General features: G+C 65.3%; 18 protein-coding genes. 5 read left to right on the forward strand and 13 right to left on the reverse strand.

What is annotated here, in order from left to right:
* Positions 1-356 precede the first annotated feature (356 nt).
* A complete protein-coding gene (locus ACOJTD_RS04630) occupies positions 357-1,574 on the reverse strand; it encodes a Zn-dependent hydrolase (RefSeq protein WP_420131754.1) in 1,218 nt (405 codons plus the stop codon).
* An 11-nt stretch (positions 1,575-1,585) separates the two neighbouring features.
* Positions 1,586-2,986, reverse strand: a complete 1,401-nt coding sequence (locus ACOJTD_RS04635; protein ID WP_420131755.1) for an amidase — start codon at positions 2,984-2,986, stop codon at positions 1,586-1,588.
* Positions 2,987-3,188: 202 nt separating this feature from the next.
* Here ACOJTD_RS04635 and ACOJTD_RS04640 point away from each other — a divergent pair, with 202 nt between their 5' ends.
* Positions 3,189-4,142 (forward strand): phosphotransferase, encoded by a 954-nt coding sequence (locus ACOJTD_RS04640; RefSeq protein ID WP_420131756.1) that lies wholly within the window; start codon positions 3,189-3,191, stop codon positions 4,140-4,142.
* Complete coding sequence (locus ACOJTD_RS04645; RefSeq protein ID WP_420131757.1) at positions 4,142-5,098, forward strand: phosphotransferase; 957 nt, start codon at positions 4,142-4,144, stop codon at positions 5,096-5,098. Before ACOJTD_RS04640 ends, ACOJTD_RS04645 begins: the two co-directional genes overlap by 1 nt.
* 367 nt (positions 5,099-5,465) lie before the next feature.
* On the opposite strand, the gene ACOJTD_RS04650 is transcribed toward ACOJTD_RS04645, so the two are convergent.
* The 3 genes from ACOJTD_RS04650 to ACOJTD_RS04660 are packed head-to-tail and all read right to left on the reverse strand — an operon-like array spanning position 5,466 to position 8,138.
* Positions 5,466-6,260 (reverse strand): inositol monophosphatase family protein, encoded by a 795-nt coding sequence (locus ACOJTD_RS04650; protein WP_420131758.1) that lies wholly within the window; start codon positions 6,258-6,260, stop codon positions 5,466-5,468.
* Between the two features lie 46 nt (positions 6,261-6,306).
* Positions 6,307-7,242, reverse strand: a complete 936-nt coding sequence (locus ACOJTD_RS04655) for a helix-turn-helix domain-containing protein (RefSeq protein WP_420131759.1) — start codon at positions 7,240-7,242, stop codon at positions 6,307-6,309.
* A 59-nt stretch (positions 7,243-7,301) separates the two neighbouring features.
* Positions 7,302-8,138, reverse strand: coding sequence for a DeoR/GlpR family DNA-binding transcription regulator (locus ACOJTD_RS04660; RefSeq protein ID WP_420131760.1), 837 nt, complete (start codon positions 8,136-8,138; stop codon positions 7,302-7,304).
* A 358-nt stretch (positions 8,139-8,496) separates the two neighbouring features.
* Here ACOJTD_RS04660 and ACOJTD_RS04665 point away from each other — a divergent pair, with 358 nt between their 5' ends.
* Positions 8,497-9,837, forward strand: coding sequence for an aspartate aminotransferase family protein (locus ACOJTD_RS04665; protein WP_420131761.1), 1,341 nt, complete (start codon positions 8,497-8,499; stop codon positions 9,835-9,837).
* An 18-nt stretch (positions 9,838-9,855) separates the two neighbouring features.
* Here the strand turns inward: ACOJTD_RS04665 and ACOJTD_RS04670 are convergent, their stop codons facing one another.
* Positions 9,856-10,551, reverse strand: coding sequence for a sulfite exporter TauE/SafE family protein (locus ACOJTD_RS04670; RefSeq protein ID WP_420131762.1), 696 nt, complete (start codon positions 10,549-10,551; stop codon positions 9,856-9,858).
* A gap of 148 nt (positions 10,552-10,699) precedes the next feature.
* The gene (locus ACOJTD_RS04675; protein ID WP_420131763.1) at positions 10,700-12,658 is read right to left on the reverse strand and encodes a primary-amine oxidase; all 1,959 of its coding nucleotides are present in this window, start codon (positions 12,656-12,658) and stop codon (positions 10,700-10,702) included.
* A 322-nt stretch (positions 12,659-12,980) separates the two neighbouring features.
* Here ACOJTD_RS04675 and ACOJTD_RS04680 point away from each other — a divergent pair, with 322 nt between their 5' ends.
* A complete protein-coding gene (locus ACOJTD_RS04680; protein WP_420131764.1) occupies positions 12,981-14,021 on the forward strand; it encodes an AraC family transcriptional regulator in 1,041 nt (346 codons plus the stop codon).
* Between the two features lie 230 nt (positions 14,022-14,251).
* On the opposite strand, the gene glnT is transcribed toward ACOJTD_RS04680, so the two are convergent.
* The 6 genes from glnT to ACOJTD_RS04710 all read right to left on the reverse strand — a co-directional run bounded on the left by glnT (position 14,252) and on the right by ACOJTD_RS04710 (position 19,365).
* Entirely contained in the window at positions 14,252-15,550 is a 1,299-nt protein-coding gene (glnT, locus tag ACOJTD_RS04685) for a type III glutamate--ammonia ligase (RefSeq protein ID WP_420131765.1), read from the reverse strand.
* Positions 15,551-15,583: 33 nt separating this feature from the next.
* On the reverse strand, positions 15,584-16,909 hold the full coding sequence (locus tag ACOJTD_RS04690) for an FMN-binding glutamate synthase family protein (protein ID WP_420131766.1): 1,326 nt from the start codon (positions 16,907-16,909) through the stop codon (positions 15,584-15,586).
* Between the two features lie 11 nt (positions 16,910-16,920).
* Positions 16,921-17,607, reverse strand: coding sequence for a protein glxC (locus tag ACOJTD_RS04695; protein WP_420131767.1), 687 nt, complete (start codon positions 17,605-17,607; stop codon positions 16,921-16,923).
* Entirely contained in the window at positions 17,607-17,735 is a 129-nt protein-coding gene (locus tag ACOJTD_RS04700; RefSeq protein WP_420131768.1) for a hypothetical protein, read from the reverse strand. The genes ACOJTD_RS04695 and ACOJTD_RS04700 overlap by 1 nt, the downstream gene beginning before the upstream one ends.
* A 12-nt stretch (positions 17,736-17,747) precedes the next feature.
* On the reverse strand, positions 17,748-18,503 hold the full coding sequence (locus tag ACOJTD_RS04705; RefSeq protein WP_420131769.1) for a glutamine amidotransferase: 756 nt from the start codon (positions 18,501-18,503) through the stop codon (positions 17,748-17,750).
* 208 nt (positions 18,504-18,711) lie between these two features.
* Positions 18,712-19,365 carry a helix-turn-helix domain-containing protein gene (locus ACOJTD_RS04710; protein WP_420131770.1) on the reverse strand — a complete coding sequence of 218 codons (654 nt, stop codon included), beginning with the start codon at positions 19,363-19,365 and terminating at the stop codon, positions 18,712-18,714.
* Between the two features lie 440 nt (positions 19,366-19,805).
* Between ACOJTD_RS04710 and ACOJTD_RS04715 the strand changes: the two genes are divergently transcribed.
* On the forward strand, positions 19,806-21,122 hold the full coding sequence (locus ACOJTD_RS04715; RefSeq protein ID WP_420131771.1) for a transporter substrate-binding domain-containing protein: 1,317 nt from the start codon (positions 19,806-19,808) through the stop codon (positions 21,120-21,122).
* The last annotated feature ends 67 nt before the right edge of the window (positions 21,123-21,189 follow it).

Consider the following 21,189-nt stretch of genomic DNA (forward strand, 5'->3'; position numbering starts at 1 on the left):
CTCTCCCCGCGTCATTGCGAGGAGCACTCGGATCGCCCGCTTCGCGGCGTCCGAGCACCGGCTCCGCCACGAAGCAATCCAGCTCGGTGCACGGCACTGGATTGCTTCGCTTCGCTCGCAATGACGGAGAGGCTGGGTGTGAACAGATGGTGAGCCGCGACGTGAGCTTCAAACTTCCTGTTCCCCGGACGCAGCGCAGCGCGCCGCTCTTCGCGGCGTGGTGCGCTGCAGATCCGGGGCCCCGGTTATGCGCTCAGGAAGAAGCCGGCCCTGGTTTCTGTGGCTTCAACCGGGGTCCCGGGTCTGCGAAGCGGCATTGCATGCCGCATCGCGCCCGGGACACGGGGCGGAGAGCGCTACTCCGCCGTCACCATCTCCCACAGCGTTTCGGTCAGCACCGCCAGCCCTTTGTCCAGCGCTTCGGGCGCGGTGAATTCGTGGGCGTTGTGGCTGAGGCCGTTGTGGCTGGGGACGAAGATCAGCGTCGCCGGCACGCGCTTCTGCAGCGCCAATGCATCGTGGCCGGCGACGGTTTTCATCCGCATCGAGCTGAAGCCGAGATCATCGGCGACGCGCTCCACGATGGCGACGCCGGCGGCGTCGAGGGAGGCTGTGCCGCGGCGTTCGTCGATCGCGATCGAGGCCGAGACGCCGAGTGGTGCGATCGCCGAGTCGATCCGCGACAGGAAGCGGTCGCCGATCGCGGTGGCGACGGCTTCGTCCTCGTGGCGGATCTCGAACCACACCTGCACGCGCGACGGCACGACGTTCGGCGAATTCGGATAGACGCTGATCCGCGCCGCGGAGGCGTGCGCGCCGTCGTCGAGGTCCTCGTACAGAATATCGATGCAACGCGCGGCGGCGCGCAGCGCGTCGCGGCGGCGCGGCATCGGCATCGGGCCGGTGTGCGAGGCCTCGCCTTCGAACACGATCGATATTTTGCGGGCCGACCAGGCGCCTTCGACCAGGCCGATTTCGGTCGCGCTGTCTTCGAGCCGCGCGCCCTGTTCGATATGCAGTTCGACGTAACGGAGCGGCGTCAGCGCCAACGCGCCGCTGCCGCGATAACCGATCGCCGCGAGCGCATCGCCGAGCGTCACGCCGTTGCCGTCGGCGAGCGCCAGCGCGTGATCGAGCGCCTGCGTGCCGGCAAAGACCGAACTCCCCGTCAGGCTCGGCTGAAACCGCGCACCTTCCTCATTGGTCCAGTTCACTACGGCAAGGTTGCGCTTCGCCGCGCCGGGCGTCGCTGCCGCACGCGCCGCGATCGTCTCCACCGCGAGCAGCCCCGCCAGCACGCCGTAGACGCCGTCATAGCGCCCGCCGGTCGGCTGGCTGTCGAGATGCGAGCCGACCAGCACGACATCGGGCGAGCCCGGTGCCAGCAGCGCGGTGCCGAACATGTTGCCGATCGGATCAATCTCGAGCCGCAGCCCGCGCTGCGCCAGTTCGACGACGAAGCGGTCGCGGGCGGCTTTGTCTTCCGCCGTGCCGGTGAGGCGGCACACCCCGCCATTCTCGGTGGCGCCGAAGGTGGCGAAGCCGGCGATCAAATCGTGCAGGTGTTGCGCCACGTGCGTCTCCTTCAGGCGCGCGGCGTCAGCGGCCAGTCGATCGTCACTTCGCGCAACTGCTCGAGCGCCTTGGCGATCTGCAGCACGCCGAGATCGTCGCAGCGATGGCCGATCACCTGCACGCCGATCGGCAGATGCCGCTCGTCGAACGCGGTGCAGACCGTCGCGGCCGGTTGGCCGGTCTGGTTGAACATCGCGGTGAACACGGTGTGGGCGAGCGGCACCTCGCGCGACACGCCGGGCTCCTCGGCCGGGAAGTTCACCACCGGCAGCACCGGCGCGATCACGTAGTCCCAGCCTTCGAACGCGGCGAGCAGCGCGGTCTTCATCTTGGTAATCGCGCCCAGCGCCCGATACATGTCGGCGCCGGAATGCCGTTCGCCACCGAGCGCCCAGGCCTTCACATACGGATTGATGCCACCATCCTGGTGCGGCGGCAGGCCGCTGACTTCGACGAAGCCGCGCACCTGGAGAAACAGGTCGATCGGCGCGTAGCCGTCGACATCGAGCGGCGGCGCCATCGGCTCGACTATCGCGCCTGCGCCGGCGAGCAGCCGTCCCGCAGCTTCCACCGCCGCGCGCACCGCCGGCTCCGGCTTGGGGCCAAAGCCCATGTCGGTGAGGACGCCGATGCGCAGGCCCTTGATGTCGCGGCCGAGATGCTGGTGATACTGCGTGCCGTCGTTCGGAAAGCTCCAGGTATCGCGCTCGTCGGCGCGGGTCAGGACGGTGAGCAGTCGCGCGGCGTCGTCGACGCTGCGCGCCATCGGACCAGCCATCCGCATCGTATCGGCCGGCAGATGCGGGATGCGGCCGTGCGTCGGCTTCAGCGAGGCGAGGCCGCAATGCCCGGCCGGCAGCCGCACCGAGCCGGCGATGTCGGTGCCGACTGATACCAGCCCCGCGCCCGCCGCGACGGAGGCGCCGGCGCCGGCGGAGGAGCCGCCCGTATTCCACTTCAGCCCCCACGGATTGCGGGTGATGCCGTGCATCGAGCTGACGCCGGCGGCGAGCAGGCCACAATCCGGCATCGTCGTCTTGGCGAAGATCACCGCGCCGCTCTCCTGCAGGGCGATCGCCGGCGGTGAATTGTAGTTGGACGGCGGCAGCTCCGCATTGGCCTTGATGCCGTGCAGGTAGGGCCAGCCCACCATCGCGACGCTGTCCTTCACGGTCATCGGGACGCCGTCGAGCGGGCCGGCCGGCGTATTCGTCTTCCACCGCCCCTCGGAAGCCCGCGCGGCGCTGAGCGCTTCGTCGGGGCGGAAGCAGAACAATGCGTTGATGGCAGGATTGACGGCTTCGGCATGCGCCATGACGGTTTGCAGCACCTCGACCGGCGACAGCGTCCGCGCCGCGTAGGCGTCGGCGAGGTCGCCGAGATTCATGGCAATCAGCTCTTCAATCGACATCGACAACTCCGCAACCGCCCCGAGACAAGCGGGGCCTTCCCTTCGGGATAGCGGACTTTGCGGACCGGCAAACGACGGGAGATTTCATCGGCACGATTTGGTGGAACGGCGGGCATCCCCTTTGCGGCGATCCTGAGGAAACTTCACGCAGATGAAGGCCGCCGCCGGGATGGCGTCGGTGCGCGCAGGGTCCGGAGATTCGATGATCAGTTTCGACGCGCAAATGGAGCAGGTTCGCAGCCACGTCGCAGCCGTGCCGGGCTGGAGCGGCCGATCGCTGGTGATCGAGCCGGCGCTCTCCGTGCTGGCTTCGCCGAGCTGGCGCGGCGTCGACGGCGCGCCGTGGCGGGCCACCGACAAGGCGAGTGGCGAGAGCCTGTTCGTCAAGGCGATGGACCCGGATGCGGCGCTGTATATCGATGTCGCCTGCGCGTTCGAGGCGGCGCAGCGCGCCTCGGATCTCGGCATCGGCCCGAAAGTGTTCGTCGCGGATGCCGCCACGGGCGTGCTGGTGATGGAAGACCTCAACGCCGGCTGGCGCGTCGGCACGCTGGAGCGGATGCTCGATCCCAAGCTGGTCGACGCGGTGATCGCAACCCGCAAGAAATTCCACGAGGGGCCGCCGCTGCCGCGCAGCGCCGGCGTGTTTACCGAGATCGAGCGGTTCTATCAGGCGGTGAAGGAGATCGGGGCGCAGCTGCCGTCCGACATCGACTGGATGATGGCCGAGCTGCGCTTCGCTGCGGCGGCGCTGGCGAGCGTCAAGGTCGAGACGGTGCCGATCCATGGCGACGGTAACGTCTCCAACATCCTTATCAGCGATGCCGGCGAAGTGCGGCTGATCGACTGGGACCGCGCCGGCAATGCCGATCCGCTGGAAGACCTCGGCAGCTTTCTGGTCGAAGCGTTCGACCGCGAGCCCGAAGCGCGCGACGCGTTCATCCGCGCCACCGGCGGCTTCGACGAGGCGGCTTACAATCGCACGCGGATCTACGGCATCGCCGACGATCTGCGGCACGGGCTGATCGGCGCGCTGCTGTCGGCGCGATCGCCGCGCAACACCTTCGAGTTCTACAAATTCGCGAGCTGGCGTTTTCTGCGCTGCTCGATGGCCGTGCGTGAGCCGCGCTTCGGCGACATGGTGCGGAGGGTCTGATGTCGATCAAGCGGCGCGCCGGCGAGGCCGGCACTGACCACGAACAGGCGCTCGAAGCGGCGGTGAAGCGTGTCCCGCAATGGCAGGGCCGCAGCTTCAGCTATGCGTCGCTGGTCGGCGGGCTGATGAACCAGAACTGGATCGTCGAGGTCGACGGCGACGACCGCCGCTACTTCGTCAAGGTGCCGGGCGAGGGCTCGGAGATGTTCATCGATCGCGTCACCGCCAATGAGGCGGCGCGCAACGCGCATGCGATGGAGATCGCCCCGGAGGTGGTGTTCTTCGATGCCGAGGATGGCCTCGAAGTCAGCGAGTTCCTCGAAGGCTACCGCGCCTGCACCAACGGCGATTTCGGCGATGCGGCAATCCAGTCGGACGTGCTGGCGCTGTATCGGCGGCTGCATGCCGGCCCGGCGCTGGCGCAGACCAAGACGATCTTCGACATGATCGAGGAGCATATCGAGCAGGGCCGCGAACTCGGCGCGCACTTTCCCGCCGACATGCCCTGGATCGAACATCGCTATCGGCAGGCCAAGGACGCCTTCATGGCGTCAGGCCTCGATCTGGTGCCGTGCTTCAACGATCCGATGCCGGGCAACTTCCTCATCAGCGCCGATCCGTCGGCGCCGAAGCCGATGCGGCTGATCGACTACGAATTCGCTTCCAACAACGAGCGCAGCTACGAGCTCGGGGTGCTGTTCGCCGAGATGTTCTTTGACGAGCAACTGACGTTGAGCCTGATCGAGCAATATTGCGGCGAAGTCCGCCCGTCGATGGTCGCGCGCGTGATCCTCAACCGCGCGCTCGCCGACGTGAAGTGGGCGTCCTGGGCGGTGGTCAATCGCAAGCTCAAGGAATGGGATTTCGATTACCAGAAATATGGCATCTGGAAATACATGCGCGCCCGCAGCCTGATGTACGATCCGCGCTGGGATAGCTGGTTGCGGATGGTGTGAGGCGAAGTCGTGCCCAGGGCACTGCGCACCTCTCCCGCCTGCGGGAGAGGTCGACGCGCGAAGCGCGGCGGGTGAGGGGCCTCCTCTCCGCGAGCCTCTGAGTCACTGCCTGGGGCGCCCTCACCCCAGCCCTCTCCCGCAGGCGGGAGAGGGAGCGCGCTGCGATCGGGGAGGGGCCTCGATTTTATCGCTTGGTACCATCAAATTGTTAGTTTGTCGGAGCGGCACTGCGCACCTCTCCCGCTTGCGGGAGAGGTCGGATCGCGCAGCGATCCGGGTGAGGGCCCTCCGCTCCGCGAGTCGCTGACTCGCTGCCCGCGTCGCCCTCACCCCAGCCCTCTCGCGCAAGCGGGAGAGGGGGCGCGGCTCAGCTGGTCTCGATGATCTCGAGCGCCTGCTCTAGCAGCTTCTCGTTGGCCGCCGCGATGACGCGGCCGTCGGACGTCGGGTCCAGAGGCTTGCCGGACCAGTCGCGGATGATGCCCCCGGCGCCTTCGATGACCGGGACCAGCGCCATGAAGTCGAACGACTTCAGCGAGGTTTCGACCACGAGGTCGCAATAGCCCGATGCAAGCAGGCCGTATTGATAGCAGTCGCCTCCGAAGCGGCGGAACATCGCCTTGCGGCTGAGCGTGTCGTAGCGCTCCCAATCCTCCGGCGTGAAGAAGTCCGGCGACGAGGTGTAGATCTGTGCGTCGGCCAGCTCGGTCGTCGCGCTGACGCGGACCGGCAGGCCGTTGAAGGTGGTGCCGTCCGCGGTGCCGTACCAGCGTTCGCCGAGCGCCGGCATGTCGATCATGCCCGCGACGACGCGGCCGCTGCGATCGTCGTTCAGCGCGATCAGCGTGCCGAACAGCGGCATGCCCGAGATGAAGCTCTTGGTGCCGTCGATCGGGTCGAGATACCAGGTGTATCGCTCACCCGGCGTCGACCCCATTTCCTCGCCGAGAATGCCATGGTCCGGGAAGCGTGCTTCGATGCGCCGCCGCAGCTCGCGTTCGATGCCCTGGTCGGCGATCGTCACCGGCGACAAATCGTCCTTGCGCTCGAAGTCGATCCGGGTGCGGAAGTGATGCCGCGCAATGACGCCGGCGGCGTCGGCGAGATCGTCGAAGAACGGCGCAAGGTTCGCTTCGATCGAAGCGTGATCGGGCGTGGCCACAGGACCCTCCGGCAGGGGCAGTTACAAACAAACAGGTGGAGACGGACTACGCCGTCTCCTGCAGCCGATCGGCTTCCCAATAAGTCGTTCCGTAGCGGGACGCTGCCGGCTTGCGCGCCTTTGCCGGCGTTGCGGCCGGATCGGCGCCGACCTGGCGCACGTCGCGCGGCGCGATGCTGAAGTGTCGGCTGAAGCTGCGCGAGAAGTGGGAGACGTTCTTGAAGCCGACCTCGTAGGCGACTTCGGCGACGGTGCGATGGCCTTTGGGATCGGCCACCAGCAGCTCATACGCACGCTGCAGGCGCTTGACCTGAACGAACTGGCCGACTGTGGTCTCGTCGTCGTTGAAAAGACTATATAGATAGCTCATCGAGATCCGGCTGCTCTCCGCGATCTTGCGCGGCGAGAGATTCTGGTCGCCGAGATGTTTCTCGATGAAATCGAAGATCCGGCGGCGCAGCTGATAGCGGGTGTTGCGGACGTCGATCGCGGCGCCGCGATCCTCGGCGCCGAGCGTCAGCGCCACGAAGCTGACGATCTCGGTGGCGAGCGCCTGCGGGTTCGGCGGGGCGCGATCGGCGAACAATTCGGCGATGCCCTTCACCAGATCGACCAGCAGGCAGGTCATGCGCTCATTGGCGCAGAACCGGCCGCCGACGTGATCTTCCACCGAGACCAGCCGGCCGCGTAGTTCCGTCGCCGGAATATGCAGCATCAGCAGGCGGAGCCCGGCGGCGGCTGACAGCGCCGTCGAACCGCGCTGGCCGAGCAGGACATATTCGCCGGCACGGACCACCTTGGTCTCGCCGCACTGGGTCAGCGTCATGCAGCCCGAGGTCGGGATCGCCAGGATGTAGCAGGCGTCGCGGTCGACATCGGCATTCTCGCTTTTCCAGACGTAAGCCTGGTCGGCGGAAACGCCGTCGATGCGCAGGCGGCCGATCTGGATCTGCCGCGTCGTCGTCGGGGTGCTTCTGGTCATGGTGTCATGCATGGCAATAACCCTTTCTGGCGGGGCGGACGAAGAGGAGGTTCGCGAGGTCAGCATGGGGCGACGATGAGTTCGGTGCCGGCTTCGCGCACGGCAGTGGCGAGTGCACCTTCCGGGGCGCTGTCGGTGACGAAGCGGTCGATCTCGGTCCACTGCGCGAACACCGTGAGGGCGCGCTGCTCGAACTTGCTGTGGTCGGCGACGATGATGGCTTCCGCGGCGCGCTTGACCATCGCGCCATAGACCGCGCCGGCTTCCTCGTCGGCATCGTTGATACCACGTGCACCGACGCCGGTGGCACCGACGATCGCGCGATTGGCCTCGTACGTATTGATGCTCGCGATGGTCTGCGTGCCGAACACGTAGCCTTCGGTGGCGTGATAGCGGCCGGGGCAGCACAGGATGCGGATCGAGGCGTTGGTGGCGAGCGCGCCGGCGATCGCGAAATCATTGACGATGACGGTGATATCGCGCGCGGTGGCGGCGAGGCGACGGGCCACGTGAAAGGTCGTCGCGCCGGCGCCCAGCATCAGCACTTCGTTCGGCTGGATCAGATCGGCGATCGCGGCCGCGATGGCTTCGCGCTCGGCGATCAGCAGGCGCTTGCGATCGACCAGCGACGGCTCCAGCGCGAACGGCCGCGAGGCGCCGCCATAGGTGCGGTTGATCAGCTTCTGCTCCTGCAGCTCCATCAGGTCGCGCCGGATTGTCTCGGTCGAGACGCCAAGGACGGCTGCGAGTTCGGAGGCGCGGAGCGTCGGCGCGGCGGTGAGTTGCGAGATGATGTGCTGGTGGCGCGCCGTCTTCGACAGCCGGTCCCCGTCGGCGCGCCGCGGCTTGCGGGCGGCGAGCGGTTCGGCGTCTGCTGTGACGGGGATGCTGACCATGCGCACTCGATGTTGGTCCGGATGCGCATCGTCCGAAGGATCTGCGGTCCGGCTCAGGTGTTGAGCTTCAGCGCAATCGAGTTGTGAGTCCACACCAAGAATGTGGCAAGTCCCCCATAAAGTGAGCGGCATTCTGCGCAAATAATAGGCTTTGACGCGAGCTGTTACTCCGATCGCGCGATCAATTCAGCCGTTATCAGCCGCACGTTGCGGTGCTTTGCGGAAAATAGACCCGCGATTCCGCAATGCCGTTGCCTGCATTGTGGTGAGGTTGTGGGAGATTCCACCTTGGCTCACAGTGGAGTGGCAGGATGTGCTGCGATGCACAGCACAAGCCCAAACCGCAAAAGGAGAGGATGTGGCGCGCGACAAGGAGATCCTGGCGTTGAACGCCTTCGATCCGAGCGCGGCGGCCTCCGCCGATCCTGAGCTGCGCGCTGCGCTGCAGCGACGGATGCGCTCGTTCGGCTCCGGCTCGGTGCTGTTCTATCAGGAGCCGATCCGGATGGTGCGGGCGGAAGGCGTGTGGATGCACGACGCCGACGGCCGCCGCTATCTCGACGTCTATAATAACGTGCCCTCGGTCGGCCATTCGCATCCCGCCGTCGTGGCGGCGATCAGCCGGCAGGCCGGCCAGCTCAATACGCACACGCGCTATCTGAACGACGTCGTCGACAGCTACGCCGAGCGGCTGCTCGCGACTTTCCCGGAACCGATCAGTCAGCTGGTGCTGACCTGCACCGGTAGCGAGGCCAATGACCTGGCGCTGCGGATGGCCAGCGCTGCGACCGGCGGGCGCGGCTTCATCGTCACCGAGAGCGCGTATCACGGCAACACCACGGCGGTCAGCGATGTGTCGCCGTCGTCGTGGCCGGGGCGGGAGCCGCCCGCGCATGTCCGCGTCGTGCCCGCGCCGGAATCGTTCCGCAATCCGGGCGACGATATCGGCGCTCGTTTCGCGCAGAGTATCGAAGCGGCGATCCTTGATCTGCAGCGTGCCGGCATTCCGTTCGCGGGGCTGCTGGTCGATACGATCTTTTCCAGCGACGGCGTCTATGCCGATCCGCCCGGCTTTCTCGCGCCGGCGGTGGAGATCGTGCGCGCGCATGGCGGCGTGTTCATCGCCGACGAGGTGCAGCCCGGCTTCGGCCGCACCGGAGCGGCGTTCTGGGGCTTTGCGCGGCACAATGTGGTGCCGGATATCGTCACCATGGGCAAACCGATGGGCAACGGCTTTCCCATGGGCGGCGTGGCGACGCGGCCCGAACTGATCGATCGCTTCACGGGGCAGACCAAGTACTTCAACACGTTCGGCGGCAACCCGGTGGCCGCCGCCGCCGGTCTCGCGGTGCTCGACGTGATCCGTGACGAAAGCCTGATGGACAATGCCAGCCGGGTCGGCGGCTACCTGATGGACGGCCTGCGCGAGATCGGCAACCGCCACATCCAGATCGGCGACGTGCGCGGCAGCGGTCTGTTTGTCGGCCTCGAACTGGTACGCGACCGCGAGACCAAGACGCCGGCGCCGGAGATTGCCACCCAGGTGATCAACGGTCTGCGTGAGCATGGCATCCTGATCGGCGCCGCGGGGCCGTTCGGCAGCACGCTGAAGATCCGCCCGCCGCTGTGCTTCACCCGCGAGCACGCCGATCTCGTCGTGTCGGCCTGTGACGAGGTGCTGAAGACGCTGGCGGCTTAGTTCGAGTTTTTTGGATCGTCACGCGCCGAGGCAGAGCGCCGTGAGCGACATCGCCGGCTCGATCATGCTGGCGGCACCGAGCGCGACCAATGCGGCGCCGAGCGCGCTACGAAAGCCACGCCGCGAGACGCGGGCGCTGGCGAGACTCGTCACGCCGAAGGCCGCAGCGGCGACGGCCGGAATGGTCGCGAGTCCGAAGCCAGCCATGAACTCGGCGCCGGCCACCGACGAGCCACTGAGCATCGCATTGAGCAGCGCGGCATAGACCATGCCGCAAGGTGCGAAGCCCCAGGCGATGCCGAGGGCCAGCGACGGCGGAAGCCCACGCGGTGAGCGAGTGCGCATCGAGGTTGCGACTGCGAGAACGCGATCGAGCACTCGAAAGCCGGGGACCAGGCCCGCAACCGACAGTCCGGTCCAGGCCAGTGCGCAGGCCGCAGCGATCCGCATTGCTGGCTGGAAGCCGGCCAGCGCCACCAGTCCGCCGAACGCGGCGCCGCCAGCGCCGACCGCTGCGCCGAACAGCGTGTAACTCAGCGCACGGCCGAGTTGGATGCGAAGCAGCGTTGCGGCCCGGCCGGACGCGGCCGCATCCGGCGCCGATGTTGCGAGCAGCAGCGACGAAGCGATACCCCCGCACAGCCCGGCGCAATGCAGGCTGCCGGCAAGTCCGAGCACAGCGCCGCCGATGAAAGGGAGTCCGGTGGTGATCATCGCGTGTCGCTCACCGCGCTCGATCGGCGCCGACGTCTCTCCCCGTCATTGCGAGCGCAGCGAAGCAATCCAGTCCGATGCGCTGGGCTGGATTGCTTCGTCGCTGCGCTCCTCGCAATGACGGAGTGGCGCATCACTGCTACTGCCTTTACGCCTTGGTCGCGTTGGCGCAGCAGCTGGCGGCGTTGACTTCCGCCGGCAGGTCGATGCACGGGTTGCCGTCGAAGAAGCCGTGCGGCACCAGCTTGAAGCCCGTCGAGATGCAGGGCTGCACCGGGAAGTCCTCGAGCCGCACCGGATGGTGCAGGCCGAACACGTGCCACAGCACGATGTCGGTGTTCTGGATCGGGCGGTCCTGCTTGATGAAATCCGGCAAGCCGCCGCTGCCGTCCGAGTGGTTCATGTATTCGCCGGCGGGAAAACGCTCGTCCGGATCGAATGCCGTCACCCAGACGTGGTTCTGGGTGAAGGCCGAACGTTTGCCGGACGGCGAGGCGGGACTGACGAACGGCGTGACGCAGTTCATTGCGTCGAGCTTGTAGCCGACCGGCGTGCCGGCGTAGTTGAGCTTGTTGGGATTGACGACCTTCCAATAGCGGTGCGAGGCCGCATCGGCACGGCGCGCCGCCTTGCTCTCGGTGTCGAGGACGGTCTCGGCTTCGTAGAAGGCGTTGCCGTACGGATTGTCCGGGCCGGCCGGCTCCGCATAGGTGTTGCACTCGACGACGCTGTTCTGCTCGCCGTCCACCGCCATGTCGAGACGGGCGCAGAAGATGTGCTGATGGATATGGCCGACGACGCCGGGCAGCACTTCGCGGGCGTATTTACCCGGCTTGCCGGGAATGCAGGCGGCGGTGTTGATGATGCCGGTCGCCTTCATTTCGAACTCGATCGAGCCGTCGATGTGGAAGTACCAATACAGCGCGTATTCGTAGTTGCCGACCGTGCAGATCGTCGACACCACCAGCTTGCGGGCGCGACGCACCTCGGCGCGGTCGGTGCGGAAGTCCCAGTGCTTCCACAGCAGGCCGGAATCCTCCTCGTGGATGCAGATCGCCTTCTCGATCGTGAGCACCTCGCCGTTCATGGTGTTGAGATGGACGTCGAGATATTCGATCGCGCCGAGGCAGTCGCAGCCGAGGCTGAGCGAATTGGCGAGCTTGCCGATGCCGTATTCGCCGACGTCGAATACGTTCTTGCGGAAATGGCCGTTGTCCGGGCTGCCGTAAGGCACCACCATCTCGACCAGCGAGGCGCGATGCGCCACCGAGCGGCCGTCGTATTTGATGTCGTGCAGCGTCAGCGCCTCGCGGGCGTTGAAGCCGACCACCAACGACCATTTATCCCAGCTGAGATGCCGCCCCTCGATCTTGAAGCTGACGCCCTCGGGCTGGGTGACGTTAATCGGCTTCAGCGGCGCGCGCGGCTTTTCGATGAATTGGCGCTCGTAGTTGGCTTCGATCGTCGGGATCGGGATTACGCCGTAATCGTCGACCCGGATTACTTCCCAGGTCTTCAGATCGATCACCGCGTTGAGGCCTTCGATCGGATGCGCGTAGAAGTTCTCGTTTTCGCGCAGCCGCTGCCAGGCGAACACGTGGCACAGATGCCGGCCTTCCTCGCCGGGGATCGAGAAGTTGCCGGCCGACCAGGGATCGACGCAGACCGTGGTCATGTCGGTGATGCCGCGGCGCGCACAGCCGGCGATGAAATCGGGATGCGCGCGGACATAGCCCTCGATGGCGAGAAACTGTTCGAGCTGGATCATCGGGCGCGCGGTCGGAAAGTCCTTGCGCGACAGAATCGTGCCGCTGTCGAGCGAGACGGTCATCCGCGTCACGCCGAGTGCCTCCGTGCTGAACACGTTGACGCGCGCGCTGCGGGCGATCGGCATGCCCGGCTTGAAGGCGTGAACGACGCTTTTCTCCGGCTCGAGCAGTTCGATGGTCTCGAACCGCGTTGCCGCGCCGTAGGGCGGGGCGGTCCGGACAATCGCGGCGGCACGGGTGATTTCGTCGGGCGTGAGCGGCTGCAACGGATGCAGGATGGATGACGTGGGCGCGGTTGTGGCGCTGTGACAGCAGGTCGTGTCTTCCGCGAGGCTCATGTGTTGCTTCCCTTGATTGTTGTGGCTGCGCGTCGAGCACGCTGTTCGCCGCCATGCTGCATCGGCCAGTGGGAAGCAGGATTGACACTAGCCGCCAATCTCAGCGACGCTGAGTGCTGATCACGTGAACGCGTAGTGGCAGGCTCGGCGCGAGGCGATGGTCCGGCCGATTGCTGCGGCGCCAAATTCGGCAGTGTTCTGTACTTCTTGTTTGTCGTGCCTCTGAGACTGGCTCGAGTTTCCCGACCCCAGGCGCGGGTCGGAGACGCTCTGGTGTAGTTCTTGCTTAGAGATCCTTCGTCTTCCTCTGGAGTCGTCGGAGATGTCTTCATCGGGAACCATCACGGCGGGTGCCGTGCAGGAATTGCTATCCGCGCTGGTCCGGCTTCGGCCGGAATCGGCTGGAATCAACGCGCGTGCGGGCATTTCGCGGGCGAAGCTCGACGATTCCGCCGAGATGCTGCCGCTCGCCGCGTTCACCTCGATGCTCGAGGCGGCTGCGCACGAAAGCGGCAACCGCACGCTCGGCCTCGAGCTCGGCAAGGATTTTCGCCTCGCTGCCCTCGGCCCGATCAGCGATCTGGTGCATAGCGCGCAGACGGTCGGCGACGCGCTGGAGAGCTTCAATCGTTTCTTTGCCTGCGTGCAGACGAATACCCACACAACTCTGTCGGTGAGCAACGGCGTCGCCCGGCTGGCTTATGCGATCCAGGATCCGGCGATCCGGTTTCGCGAGCAGGATGCCGGCTTCTCGCTTGCGATCGAATACTCGATGCTGAAAGGCTTGCTGGGACGGTCCTGGCGACCGATCGGGGTGGAGTTCGAACACGCCGCCGGGGATGATCTGCCGTTCTATCAGCAGCATTTCGATTGCCCGCTGCGGTTCGGCCGGCGCGACAACGCGCTGCTGTTTTCCGCGCGGCTGCTGGACGCGCCCGTGCCTTGGGCGGATCGCGCGCGTCATGCGCGGCTTCGTGCCGATCTCGCCGACGTCATGCTGCGGCGTGCGACGCTGCTCGATCTGGTGCGTGGTGTCGAGGCCTGGATCGCGGCTTCGCTGTGCCGTTCGGTGCCGACCGATATCGAAGTCGCTGCCGGTGATTTTGGCATGAGTACGCGCTCGTTCCAGCGCAAGCTCGCGGATCACGGCGTCAATTATCTCGATGTCCGCAATCGTGTCCGCGCCGATATCGCGCGTTGCATGCTGCTCGAAACCCGAACCCCAGTAACCTCGATCGCACTGCAACTCGGTTACAGCGAAACCAGCGCCTTCTCACGCGGCTTCAAGAGTCAGGTCGGCGAGACGCCGGCGGAGTTCCGCAAACGCCGCCGCGGCATGGACTTCGCAGCCAGCGCGGCGTGATCGCGTCGCCTTCTGGCGGGCCAGTTGCGGCCTCTATCCGGCAAAGCGTCGTCCTGAGCGCCCCGCCAGTTCGCGCTGGCGCGGCGCGACGGGGCTCGAAGGATGAGCCATAGGCAATCATCTTGGTCTCTTCGAGGCTCGCTGCGCTCGCATCTCGGAATGACGTCCGATGAAACGAAAATGGCCGGCGTGAGCCCGGCCATTCTGCGTTGCGGATCCGTGGATCGCCCTCAGCAATCCAGCGTCATGTCGCGTTCCCAGTCGGTCAGGTGGCGCGAGAAGTCGTTCCATTCCTGGTGCTTCAGCTTCAGATAGGCCGGAACGTATTCGCCGAGACTGTCCTTCAGCAGTTCGGAGGCTTCCAGCGCGCGCAGCGCGTCGAGCAGGTTCAGAGGCAGCCGCTTGGCGTCGGCGATCTTGTGGCCGTCCTGATACATGTTGATGTCGAGCCGCTTGCCGGGATCGCGCTGGCGCTCGATGCCGTCGAGGCCGGCGGCGAGGATCGCGGCCTGCATCGCGTAGGGATTGGCGGCACCGTCGGCCAGCCGCAGTTCGAACCGTCCCGCTTCCGGAATGCGGATCATGTGGGTTCGGTTATTGCCCGAATACGTCACCGTGTTGGGCGACCAGGTCGCGCCGGAGGTGGTGCGCGGCGCGTTGATGCGCTTGTAGGAATTGACGGTGGGGTTGAGGATCGAGGCGAGCGCGTCGGCCGAGTGGATGATGCCGCCGATGAAGTAATAGCCGAGCGACGAAACGCCGAGTTCGCCGCCCTCGTCCTCGAAGGCGTTCTTGCCGTCCTTCCACAGCGACACGTGGACGTGGCAGCCGTTGCCGGTGAGGTTGGTGAAGGGCTTGGGCATGAAGGTCGCCCGCATGTCGTGCTTCTCGGCGATCGACTTCACCATGTATTTGAAGAAGGCGTGGCGGTCGGCGGTCACCAGCGCGTCGTCGTAGTCCCAGTTCATCTCGAACTGGCCGTTGGCGTCCTCGTGGTCGGTCTGATAGGGCTTCCAGCCGAGCGCCAGCATGCCGTCGCTGATCTCGCGGACCACGTCGAAGCGACGCATCAGCGCGGATTGATCGTAGCAGGGCTTGGGCTGGCGATCGGCGCCGTCCTTGATGCTCTGGCCGTCGGCGGCGATCAGGAAGAACTCACATTCGACGCCGCTCTTGAGCTGAAGCCCTTTCTCGGCGGCCTTTGCCTTAAGTTTCTTCAGCAGGTTGCGCGGCGCCTGGTCGACCGGCTTGCCGTTCATCCAGAGATCAGCAGCGAGCCAGCCGACTTCCGGTTTCCACGGCAATTGGATCAGGCTGTCGGGGTCCGGGATCGCGAACAGGTCGGGATCGGCCGGGGTCATGTCCAGCCAGGTCGCGAAGCCGGCGAAGCCTGCGCCGTTCTTGGCCATCGTGGCGATCGCTTCTGCCGGCACTAATTTGGAACGCTGGGTGCCGAGCAGGTCCGTGAAGGATATCAGAAAGTACTTGATGTTCTTCTCTTTGGCGGCCGCTACGAGATCGACGGTCATGGAGTCCTCTTGATCCTGGGCTGTGAGGCTTCGTCAGTAACGTTGTCCGGGAATCCAGTCGGTGCCGACCAGCGGCACGCGTGCGATCGCAGCCGCTTCGACCGTCAGGGCGACGAGGTCTTCGGGCTCGAGATTATGAACATGGCTCTTGCCGCAGGCGCGCGCGATCGTCTGCGCCTCGAGCGTCAGAACCGAAAGATAGTTGGCGAGGCGGCGGCCGGCGAGGATCGGATCGAGCCGGCGCGCCAGCTCCGGATCCTGCGTGGTGATGCCGGCCGGGTCGCGGCCTTCGTGCCAGTCGTCATACGCGCCCGCATGGGTGCCGAGCGCTTCGTAGTCTTTCTCCAGCGCCGGACTGTTGTCGCCGAGCGCGATCAGCGCGGCGGTGCCGATCGCCACAGCGTCGGCGCCGAGTGCAAGCGCCTTGGCGATATCGGCGCCGTTGCGGATGCCGCCGGAGATGATCAACTGCACCTTGCGGTGCATGCCGAGGTCCTGCAGCGCCTGGACTGCGGGGCGGATCGCCGCCAGCGTCGGGATGCCGACGTTCTCGATGAAGACTTCCTGCGTCGCCGCGGTACCGCCCTGCATGCCGTCGATGACGATAACGTCTGCGCCGGACTTCACCGCCAGCGCCGTGTCGTAATACGGCCGTGAGGCGCCGACCTTCACGTAGATCGGCTTCTCCCAATCGGTGATTTCGCGCAGCTCTTCGATCTTGATTTCGAGGTCGTCGGGGCCGGTCCAGTCGGGATGGCGCGAGGCCGAGCGCTGATCGATGCCGGCCGGCAGCGTGCGCATGTGGCCGACGCGTTCGGAAATCTTCTGGCCGAGCAGCATGCCGCCGCCGCCCGGCTTGGCGCCTTGGCCGATCACGATCTCGATCGCATCGGCGCGGCGCAGATCGTCCGGGTTCATGCCGTAGCGCGACGGCAGGTACTGATAGATCAGCGTCTTGGAGTGGCCGCGCTCCTCCTCGGTCATGCCGCCGTCGCCGGTGGTGGTGCTGGTGCCGGCCAGCGTCGCGCCGCGGCCGAGCGCTTCCTTGGCGGCGCCGGACAGCGAGCCGAAGCTCATGCCGGCGATCGTCACCGGGATCTTCAGCTCGATCGGCTTCTTGGCGAAGCGGCTGCCGAGCACGACGCCGGTGCCGCACTTCTCGCGATAGCCCTCCAGCGGATAGCGCGACATCGATGCGCCGAGAAACAGCAGATCGTCGAAATGCGGCAGCCGCCGCTTCGATCCGCCGCCACGGATATCGTAGATGCCGGTCGCCGCGGCGCGCTGGATCTCGGAGATGGTGTAGGGATCGAACGTCGCCGAAACCCGCGGGGTCGTACGTGGAGGTGCTGCAGACATAGGAAATCCCGTCAGTAGGAAGCGGCGTTGTCGACGTGGAAGTGGTAGAGCGTGCGCGCGGAGCCATACATCCGGAAGTCGTCGACCTTGGTGTCGTCGAGGCCGGCGCGGCCGAGGAGCGCGCCGAGCCGCTCGCGGTCCTCGTCGGTCATCGGCTTCTCGATGCAGTCGGCACCGAGGCTCTTCACCTGGCCGCGGACGAAGATGGTGGCCTCGTAGATCGAGTCGCCGAGCGCCTCGCCGGCGTCGCCGAGCACCACGAGGTTTCCGGCCTGCGCCATGAAGGCGCTCATCGAGCCGATCGAGCCTTTCACCAGGATGTCGATGCCCTTCATCGAAATGCCGCAGCGCGCCGAAGCGTCGCCGTCGATGATCAGCAGTCCGCCGCGACCTGTGGCGCCGGCGGACTGGCTGGCGTCTCCCATCACATGCACGGTGCCGGACATCATGTTTTCGGCGACGCCGGTGCCGGCATTGCCGTGAATCCGCACGCTGGCGAATTTGTTCATGCCGGCGCAGTAGTAGCCGACATGCCCCTTGATATCGATTTCGATCGGAACGTTGATGCCGGCGCCGATGGCGTGCTTGCCTTGTGGGTTGTCGATTTCCCACGCGGTCTGGTTGGTGTCGGGCGTGAGGCGATGGAGCGCTTCATTCAGCTCGCGGACGGAGCTGACGGCGAGATCACAGGTCGGCATTACGAACGTTCCCAGGCATAGACGGTGGCGGGTTCGGGCTCGAACACGCGGGCTTTCTCGATCGCGGGCAGCACCGACAGCGCGCGATACTCCGAGCCGAACGCGACGTAGTCGTCGGACTCCGCCATGATGGCGGGATTTCAGGAGATCGGATCGCGCAGCACCGCGAAGCCGTCGCGCGTGCCCACCACGAAAGTGAAGAAGCCGTCGAGATCGTTGAGGCTCGATGTCAGCGACTGTTTCAGGGTATCGCCCTGGTTCATCCGCCACGTCAGATAGCCGGCAGCGACTTCCGAGTCGTTCTGCGTCGAAAAGCTCATGCCTTCGCGCACCAGCGTGCGGCGGATGCTGTTGTGGTTGGACAGCGAGCCATTGTGCACCAGGCATTGATCCTCGCCGGTCGAGAACGGATGCGCACCGTTGATGGTCACCGCAGATTCCGTCGCCATGCGGGTATGACCGATGCCGTGGCTGCCGCTCATGGCCGGCAGCGCGAACTCATTGACCACGTGTTCGGGCAGGCCGACGTCCTTGTAGATCTCCATGTGGGTGCCGACGCTGACGAGTTGCACCTGGCCAGCGTTCGCCTTGACCCATTGCAGCGCCTTCGCCTCGGCGTCGCGCGGCAGCCGCGCCACGATGTGATTGGCGCGGATCGTCATGTCCACCGGGCCGCCGAGGGCTGCCGAAAATTGCTGCGCGAGAACTTCGGTTGCGCCGGCATCTTCAGCGCGGATCGTCAGCTTGACCTCATCGGCGCTGCCGGCGCCGTACACTGCAACGCCGGCGCTGTCCGGGCCGCGTGCCGACATCGTCACCAGCATTTTCGACAGCATCGCGCCGAGTTGCGGCTCGAGCGCCTTGTTCTTGAGGAAAAGTCCTACGATTCCGCACATGCGATGACTCCGTTGTTGGAGCCAGCATATCCACGGACAAATCGTCCCGTCAACTATGGGGAACGTAAGTTTCCTGACAAGAAATTAGCCAGTCCGCCCGAATTGGTGGCGGTGGCATCCGGTTCCGAGCCACTGGGGAGCGGCGCTCCGGCAGCCTGCCTTCAGACAAAACCGGCGCGCGGCTGTGAGAGCGCGCCGGCTTCAACGATCAGCTGCGCGGATAGACGATGATCGACAAGTAGGTCATCGGCAGCTTCACCAGCGTCTCCGGGCCGTGCAGCGCGCCGGAATCGAACAGCATCGAGTCACCGGGACGCAGCCGATAGGAGTTGTCGCCGTGGCGATAGATCACTTCGCCGGTAAGCATGTAGATGAACTCCATTCCGGCGTGCTGAAAGGCGGTGTAGGTGGTGGCGCCGGACTGCAGCGTGATCAGATACGGCTCGACCACGACCTCGCCGCCGATCACATGGCCGAGCAGCTGATACAGATGTCCGGCCTTCGAGCCGCGACGTTCAATCGTCACGCCCTGCTTGGCGCGGACAAAGGAACAGTCCCGACGTTGCTCGGAGGCGGCGAACAGCAGGCTGAGCGGCACATTGAGGGCACCGGCGATCGACTGCAGCGTCGATAAAGACGGCGAAATCTGGCCGTTTTCGATTTTTGACAACATGCCGGCGGAGATCTTCGAGGCGCTGGAGAGGTCCGAGACCGACAGATCCCGCTCGCGGCGGATCGCGCGGATCTTGGCGCCGAGTGCACGCTCGAGGCTGCGCTCGCCGTCCTGCGGCGCGTTCGACCCGGTGCGATAGTCGGGAGAGCCGCGGCCCGGCTCGCCCGGCTTGGCTTCGGTCTTCTTCATTGCTCGGGAATTCCTTATGAAATGAGGCTGTTCGTTCATCAATATGCCGCAGGCCCGCACGGTTTCAACTGATCAATCGCGAGTTGTGGGGCCGGCAGGCGACGATTTTCCGTGCACCCTCGCGACAGCTTTATCGGAATCTCGGACACATCGTGTTTGCATCGGTGACGGAACGCCGACGTTCGCGCGAATGATCACCGTCGGTGATTTGCACAAGCGCAGTGCGTCACTGCCTTCCCAGCTATCAGTTCCCTGCTGATCAACTACGCAGAGGTTGAAGCATCCCGGCGAACCACAAAACAGGTGGCGCGGCTTTCATCGCTAATCGCCGAAAGCTGTGACTCACAGTGCAATAAGTTTACTCTTGAGAATAAGTCGCCGCTCGATATCGTCCGGAAACTAGATTTCGTGGTGAGAAAACACCTCCTGGAGGCGATCGAATGCGAACTAGTCGGCGGTCTTTTCTGAAAACTACGGCGCTCGGGGCGGGTGCCGCCATCGCCGCTCCCTACACCTTCGTACGGACCATCGACCAGGCGTGGGGCGCCCAGTCATGGATCAAGAAAGGTGAGCCGATCAAGGTCGGCCTGCTGTTCTCGCTGTCCGGCGGCCTCGCCGTACCCGAGGAAGACTCCACCTTGGTGATGCAATACGCGATCGACGAGATCAACAAGGCGGGCGGCGTTGCCGGCATGCCGATCGAGCCGGTGATCGTCGACGCCAAATCGGACTTCAAGGTTTACTCCGAGAAGACCAAGGAGCTGATCCTTCGCAACAAGGTGGTATCGATCTTCGGCTGCTACACATCGGCGAGCCGTAAGGCCATCCTGCCGACCGTGATGGCGCAGGACCATCTGCTCTACTACCCGACTTGCTACGAAGGCGCGGAATGCACGCAGAACACGATCTGCACCGGCCCGCTCGCCAACCAGCATTCCAAGGACCTGATCCCCTACATGGTCCAGCAGTTCGGCAAGAAGGTGTTCTTCGTCGGCTCCAACTATGTGTGGCCGAAGGAGTCCAACAAGAACGCCAAGATCTGGCTGGAAAAGGCCGGCGGCGAACTGCTCGGCGAAGAGTATATCCCGCTCGGCAGCTCCGAATTCGGCCCGGTGCTGAACAAGATCCGCGACGCCAAGCCGAATTTCATCTTCTCGACGGTGGTCGGCGCGTCCGATATCGCGTTCCACAAGCAGTTCAAACAGGAAGGCTTCAAGGTCGACTCGATGCCCATCGCCTCGCTCACCACAGGTGAGATCGAGACCCGCGCAATGGGCAACGAGTTCGGCGCCGGCCACTTCCTCTCCGCGCCGTACTTCCAGGCGCTGGACAATCCGACCAACCACAAGTTCGTCGAGGGGTTCCTCAAGAGCAAATACGGCAAAAACGGCACAACGCATTACAACATGGAGGAGACGTATCTCTCCGCCTATGTGTTCAAGGCCGGGCTCGAGAAGACCATCGCAGCGGTTGGCGTCGAGGGCGTGACGCCGCGGGCGATCCGCGATCACTCCGGCGGCGTGAAGGTCGAGGACAACATCTCCCCTGAGGGGCTGATCTGGATCGACGATCAGAACTTCAACACCTGGCTGAAGCCGAAGATCGGCCAGTGCCAGGCGGACGGCAGCTTCAAGATCGTCAAGGCCGCCGAGGAGCAGGTCGCCCCGGATCCGTATTCGATTTACCCGGACATCGGCAAGTGCACCGCCGACGGCCTCAAGGGGCCGGACGGAAAGCTACGCAAGAGCGTGATCTGACGCGTTCGTAGCGATCGAACCTTCGTGACGACGGCGACGGCCGGGCTCAGCCCGCCCGCGCCGCTCC

This window comes from Rhodopseudomonas sp., assembly GCF_048594845.1.
Classification (GTDB): domain Bacteria; phylum Pseudomonadota; class Alphaproteobacteria; order Rhizobiales; family Xanthobacteraceae; genus Rhodopseudomonas.